Source organism: Candidatus Binataceae bacterium (genome assembly GCA_035500095.1).
Taxonomy (GTDB): Bacteria; Desulfobacterota; Binatia; order Binatales; family Binataceae; genus JAKAVN01.
This window is the reverse complement of sequence record DATJXN010000104.1, coordinates 1-5,305: the sequence shown is the minus strand read 5'-3', so window position 1 is coordinate 5,305 and position 5,305 is coordinate 1. Positions and strand designations below refer to the sequence as shown.

The following is a 5,305-nucleotide window of genomic DNA, read 5'->3' as shown; positions in this document are numbered from 1 at the left end:
TTGTCATCCCCGGCCGAGCGTTGCGTCAGCAACGCGAGGGGAAGGGGACCCAGGTGGTGGAACCTGGGCGTTCTGCGAGAGCTGGCGCCGAGCCGAATTCCTGAAGAGCGTGCGGTTGTAGATACCTGGGTCCCCTTCCCTCGCTCCGCGCGCCATGCGCGCGAAGCTCGCCGGGGATGACAATGATGGTGAGAGCGCCGCGCCATCACCCGTACCTCGGCTCATAGGCGCCCATCGGCGATGCGAGCCAGGATTCGCAGCAGGCTTTTGCCAGCGCGCGGACGCGGGCGATGTAGGCGGCGCGTTCCGTCACCGAAATCACGCCGCGCGCGTCGAGCAGGTTGAAACAGTGGCTGGCCTTGATGCATTGGTCGTAGGCGGGAAGCGTGAGGTTGCCGCCGATCAGCGCCTTGCATTCCTTTTCGGCGTCTTCGAAATGCTTGAACAGGATCGCGGTATCGGCCTTCTCGAAATTGAAGGCGGAGAATTCGCGCTCGCTTTGGTGGAAGACCTCGCCGTAGCGGAAATTCTCGTTGAAGGCGAGGTCGTAGACGAACTCCACGTTCTGCACGTACATGGCCAGCCGCTCGAGGCCGTAGGTGATTTCCGCCGACACCGGATCGCAATCGATGCCGCCCACCTGCTGGAAATAGGTGAACTGGGTGATCTCCATGCCGTCGCACCACACTTCCCAGCCGAGCCCCCAGGCGCCGAGCGTGGGGCTTTCCCAATCGTCTTCGACGAAGCGGATGTCGTGGAGCATGGGATCGAGGCCGATGGCCGCGAGCGAGCCGAGATAGAGGTCGAGCACGTCGGCCGGCGCCGGCTTCAGGATCACCTGGTATTGATAATAGTGCTGCAGCCGGTTCGGGTTTTCGCCGTAGCGGCCGTCCTTGGGCCGGCGGCTGGGCTGCACATAGGCCGCGCGCCAGGGCCGGGGACCGAGCGAACGCAGGGTGGTCGCGGGATGGAAGGTGCCCGCGCCCATCTCCACATCGTAAGGCTGCAGGATCACGCAGCCCTGCCCCGCCCAGTAATTCTGGAGCGTCAGGATCAGATCCTGGAATGTGAGGGCTTTGGCCACGAGTCTCGCCTTCCGAAACGGGCCGGACCCTATAGGCGGGGCCGCGGCGGAACAAGGCTCAGCGGCGCGCCGTGAAGAACGGCATCGGCGCCCGGCGTGTAGCCGCCGTCGCGTCGATGCAGCACCAGACCCGGCAGGACCGCCAGCGGCGCGCGCGCGGATTTGCGCGTCTGGATGAGGATGCGTTTCGCGGGCCGGTCTGCCTTCGGCCACAGCGGGAAGACGGTGACGCCCGTCGCGGGCAACGCCGCGAGCGCCTCGCCGAGACGGTCCGCGCGCAGGATGAGCGTGAAGGTGCCGTTGGAGGCCGTGCGCTTTAGGCCCATCGCGAGCCATGTTGCCAATTGTCCCGCGTCGCGCTTGGCCCGCGCGCGCTCGGCGACCGGCGAGGCGTCGCTTCGGGGATCGTGGAACGGCGGATTGGCGAAGACGTGATCGAAGCCCGTGCGAACGCCGCGCGGCGGATCGCACACGTCGCCCGGCAGAAATCGCACGCGGGATTCCAATCCGTTCCGGGCGGTATTCCCGTTCGCCAACGCCACGAGTTCGGGATCGATCTCCAATCCCACGATCGTGCAACCGGGCACGCGCGCGGCGAGGCAAAGGCTCGCTACGCCCGCGCCGGCGCCGAGTTCGAGCACCGTGTCCTTCGCCTTCGCCGGCACCGCGGCGGCGAGCATCACCGCGTCGAGGCCGGAGCGGAATCCGCGCGCCGGCTGCCGCAACGCGATTCGGCCGCCCAGGAACCGGTCTATCGCGCCCGCGTTCACGCGAAGGGCGAGGTGCTGGTTAGCGCGTCGTTCACCAGCTTGCGCGCGGCGGTTTCGTCCGCGTCGTCCACCATCAGCCGGCGCGGCAGAATGACCATGCTGCCGTCGAGGACGCTCATGTTCTCGTCCAGCACGAAGCTTCGGATTCCCGCATCCGTCAGCACCGCCCGGACGAAGCTCAACTCCACCGGATTGTTGGTCTTGAGGATTTCCCGCACCGTGTGGCGCCTCCGCGCCGCGTCAAGTGAGGCTTTCGCACAACAGTGTCATTCCGCCATCCTTGACCCCGCATTACGCCCGTCTAATGTCGCAGGGCAGCGAAGGGGCGGCAAGAAGGCCCGCATGAGCACCGCCGAGGCAGTGAAACTCCGAGAGGCGCCCCCCTCGCCCGTCGATCGTCTCCAGGCCCTGGTCGCGGCCGACATGGCCGAGGTCGATACGCTGATCCACGCCCGGATGGGAAGCGCGGTACCGCTGATCCCGGACCTGGCGGCGCATCTGGTGGATTCGGGCGGCAAGCGCCTGCGGCCGCTGCTGACGCTGGCCGCGGCGCGGCTGGGCGGCTATGCCGGCCGGCATCACGTGAATCTCGCCGCCGCCGTCGAGTTCATCCATACCGCCACGCTTCTGCATGACGATGTGGTCGATGCGAGCGCGCTCAGGCGCGGCAAGATCGCCGCCAATATCGTGTGGGGCAACAAGCCGAGCGTGCTGGTGGGCGATTATCTCTTCAGCCGCGCCTTCGTGCTGATGGTCGAGGCCGGGAGCATCGAGGTGCTGGGCGTGCTGGCGCGCGCCTCCGCGGTGATCGCGGAAGGCGAAGTGATGCAGCTCAAATCCGCCAACAATCTCGCCGTCACCGAGGCCGAATATCTGAAGGTGGTCTCGGCCAAGACGGCGGCGCTGTTCGCGTCGGCGGCGGAATCGGGCGCGCTGCTGTCGGGCGGGCGGGCGCCTTTCGTGCGGGCGCTACGCGAATACGGGCAGAATCTCGGCATCGCCTTCCAGCTGATCGACGATGCGCTGGATTATTCCGGACGCCAGGCGCAGATGGGCAAATCCGTCGGCGACGATTTCCGCGAGGCCAAGGCGACCTTCCCGCTGATCGTCGCCTATGCCCGCGCCGACGAGGAGGCGCGCCGCTTCTGGCGCCGCACCATCGAGACCGGACCGCAGCACGAGGGCGATCTCAGGCGCGCCATCGCCTATATCGAAGATTGCGGCGCCATCGCCGAGACCCGCGCGCGCGCGCATCTTTACGCGGAAGCGGCGGCGGACGCGCTGTCGGACTATGCCGAGACCGAAATCGGCGCGGCGCTGATCGACGTGGCGGCGTTCTGCGTCGGGCGGGGATATTAGGCGGCGGCCGTTCGCGCCACCACGCACCACCAATCCGGATGGGCTTGCGCGATGCACGCCGCGGCTTCGGATGCGCCGTCGTCGGTTTCGAAAATCCCGAAGCACGTCGCGCCGCTGCCGGACATGCGGGCGAGCAAGGCGCCGTTGCCGCGTAGCGCGGCGAGCACCTCGGCGATGACCGGTGCGATTTCGATTGCGGACGATTCCAGATCGTTGCGGGATTGCGCCAGGTCTTCGAGGAACGCGCCTAGTGTGGCGATCCCCCTCATCCTGCCCTCCCCGCCAAAGGCGAAGAGGGTTTGCGTGAAGCGGGAAAAAACCTCCGCAGTCGAAACCGAGATGCCGGGATTGGCGAGCACCATCGTCAACGCAGGGATGCCCGGAGCCGGCTCGACGATCTCGCCGCGGCCGGACATGCGAGCGGGCTGGCTTTGTATGCACACCGGGACATCGGAGCCGAGCGACAAACCGATTTGTCGAAGCGTTTCCGCCGATGCGTTCAAGCCCCACAGCGCGTTCAAGCCGCGAAGCGTGGCCGCGGCGTCCGCCGAGCCGCCACCGATGCCGGAGGCGACGGGAAGATTCTTGGTCAGCACGATGCGGGCTTTCGCCGCGATGCCGCGGGCGGCGGCAAGAGCGCGCGCGGCGCGGAGGACAAGGTTGTTGCGCGTCGCTTCGGCGCTACCAGCACCTATTTCGTCATGGCCGGGCGTGTCTCGGCCATCCATTGTCTCGGCGTAAGATTTTCTGCGAGATGGGTGCCTATGGATGGCCGGCACGGGGGCCGGCCATGACGGTTGAGGGTTAGACGGTGATTGCCCGGGCACATTTGTGCTTGCACCAAGTGCGCCCGCGAACGGGCCTTCGATGGCGAGCGAGAGTTCATCCGCGCGCTCGAACGTCAGCATGTCGCCGGCGTCCGCGAAGACCACCAGGCTTTCGAGATCGCGATAGCCGTCGGCGCGGCGCGCGCCGACGTGCAGACTAAGATTGATTTTCGCCGGCGCCGCCTCGCGCAGCATGGCGTCTCAGTCGCCGCTGCCGTCGGCGAGCGCGAGCCCGCTCTTGAGCTTCAGCTCGATGGCCGCTTTTTCCTTGGCGTCGGGATCGAAGGCGAGCGCATTGCTCCACTGATAGCGCGCCTCGACCTTGCGGCCGGCCTTCCAATAGGCGTCGCCCAGATGGTCGTTGATGGTGGCGTCGCCCGGCACCAGAAGCACCGCGTCCTCCAGCGTCTTCACTGCCATGTCGTAGCGGCCGAGGCGGAAATAGGCCCAGCCCACGCTGTCCACGATGTAGCCGTCATACGGCGAAAGCGTGCGCGCCTTCTCCAGCATCGCCAGCGCCTGCGCCAGGTTCTTGCCCTGGTCGACCCAGCTATAGCCGAGATAATTGAGCACCTGCGGCTGATCGGGGCTGAGCTTCAGCGCCTGAAGCAGATCGCGCTCGGCGTCCGGCCATTGCTTGGAGCGCTCCTCCGACACCGCACGGGCGTAGAACAGCGGCCAATCCTTGTCGGCGACGGGATTGAGCGTCTTGATCGCACGATCGTAGGCGTCGGCGGCTTCGGTGTATTTTTCCTCGTCGCGATAGATGTCGCCCAGCGCGGTCCACACCGCGAGGTCGTCCGGCCGGTCCTTGGCGAGGCGCTGAAGCTCCGAAACCGCCTCGTCATACCTCTTCAGCTTGCCGAGATCGACCGCGGCCTGCACCGACGCCGCGGGCCAATAGGGCCCGTCATGATCCATGTCGCGATAGGTCGCGATGGCGTCGTCGTATTTCTGCAGATTCTCGTAACGGTCGGCCAGCACCAGCCGCGCCAGATCGTGATGGGGATCGAGATAAAGCGCGAGCCGGAGATAGAGCACGGCGGTGTCGGTGCTGGATTGATCGCTCAGCGAGGTGCCGATGCCGAACAGCGCCTCCGCCGCGCCCTGCTGCGCCGAGCCGACCAGCGGATCGGGAACGGTGCCCGCGGCGATGCGCGCAAGCCCGGCCTGGCACACCGGCGCCAGGCTCTCCTGCGTCAGGAAGCGGGTGTAGAGAGCCCGCGCGTCGTCGTCGCGCTTGGCGGCCTCGAGAAAGCGGCCAT

Annotated in this window: 6 protein-coding genes; 1 reads left to right on the top strand and 5 read right to left on the bottom strand. The window is 66.9% G+C overall.

What is annotated here, in order from left to right; all coding sequences use genetic code 11:
- Window positions 1–205 precede the first annotated feature (205 nt).
- The 3 genes from VMI09_10520 to VMI09_10510 form a co-directional block, all read right to left on the bottom strand.
- A complete protein-coding gene (locus tag VMI09_10520) occupies window positions 206–1,084 on the bottom strand; it encodes a glycine--tRNA ligase subunit alpha (GenBank protein HTQ25121.1) in 879 nt (292 codons plus the stop codon).
- A gap of 29 nt (window positions 1,085–1,113) precedes the next feature.
- The gene (locus tag VMI09_10515) at window positions 1,114–1,764 is read right to left on the bottom strand and encodes a methyltransferase (GenBank protein HTQ25120.1); all 651 of its coding nucleotides are present in this window, start codon (window positions 1,762–1,764) and stop codon (window positions 1,114–1,116) included.
- Window positions 1,765–1,850: 86 nt separating this feature from the next.
- Window positions 1,851–2,018: a DUF2007 domain-containing protein gene (locus VMI09_10510; protein ID HTQ25119.1), complete on the bottom strand. Its 168-nt coding sequence runs from the start codon at window positions 2,016–2,018 to the stop codon at window positions 1,851–1,853.
- Here VMI09_10510 and VMI09_10505 point away from each other — a divergent pair.
- Window positions 1,972–3,213 (top strand): polyprenyl synthetase family protein, encoded by a 1,242-nt coding sequence (locus VMI09_10505; GenBank protein ID HTQ25118.1) that lies wholly within the window; start codon window positions 1,972–1,974, stop codon window positions 3,211–3,213. The two genes, VMI09_10510 and VMI09_10505, sit on opposite strands and share 47 nt — an antisense overlap.
- Here the strand turns inward: VMI09_10505 and VMI09_10500 are convergent.
- On the bottom strand, window positions 3,210–4,235 hold the full coding sequence (locus VMI09_10500) for a 4-(cytidine 5'-diphospho)-2-C-methyl-D-erythritol kinase (protein HTQ25117.1): 1,026 nt from the start codon (window positions 4,233–4,235) through the stop codon (window positions 3,210–3,212). The two genes, VMI09_10505 and VMI09_10500, sit on opposite strands and share 4 nt — an antisense overlap.
- Before the next feature lie 6 nt (window positions 4,236–4,241).
- On the bottom strand, window positions 4,242–5,305 hold a 1,064-nt coding region (locus VMI09_10495), incomplete at its 5' end, for a tetratricopeptide repeat protein (protein HTQ25116.1).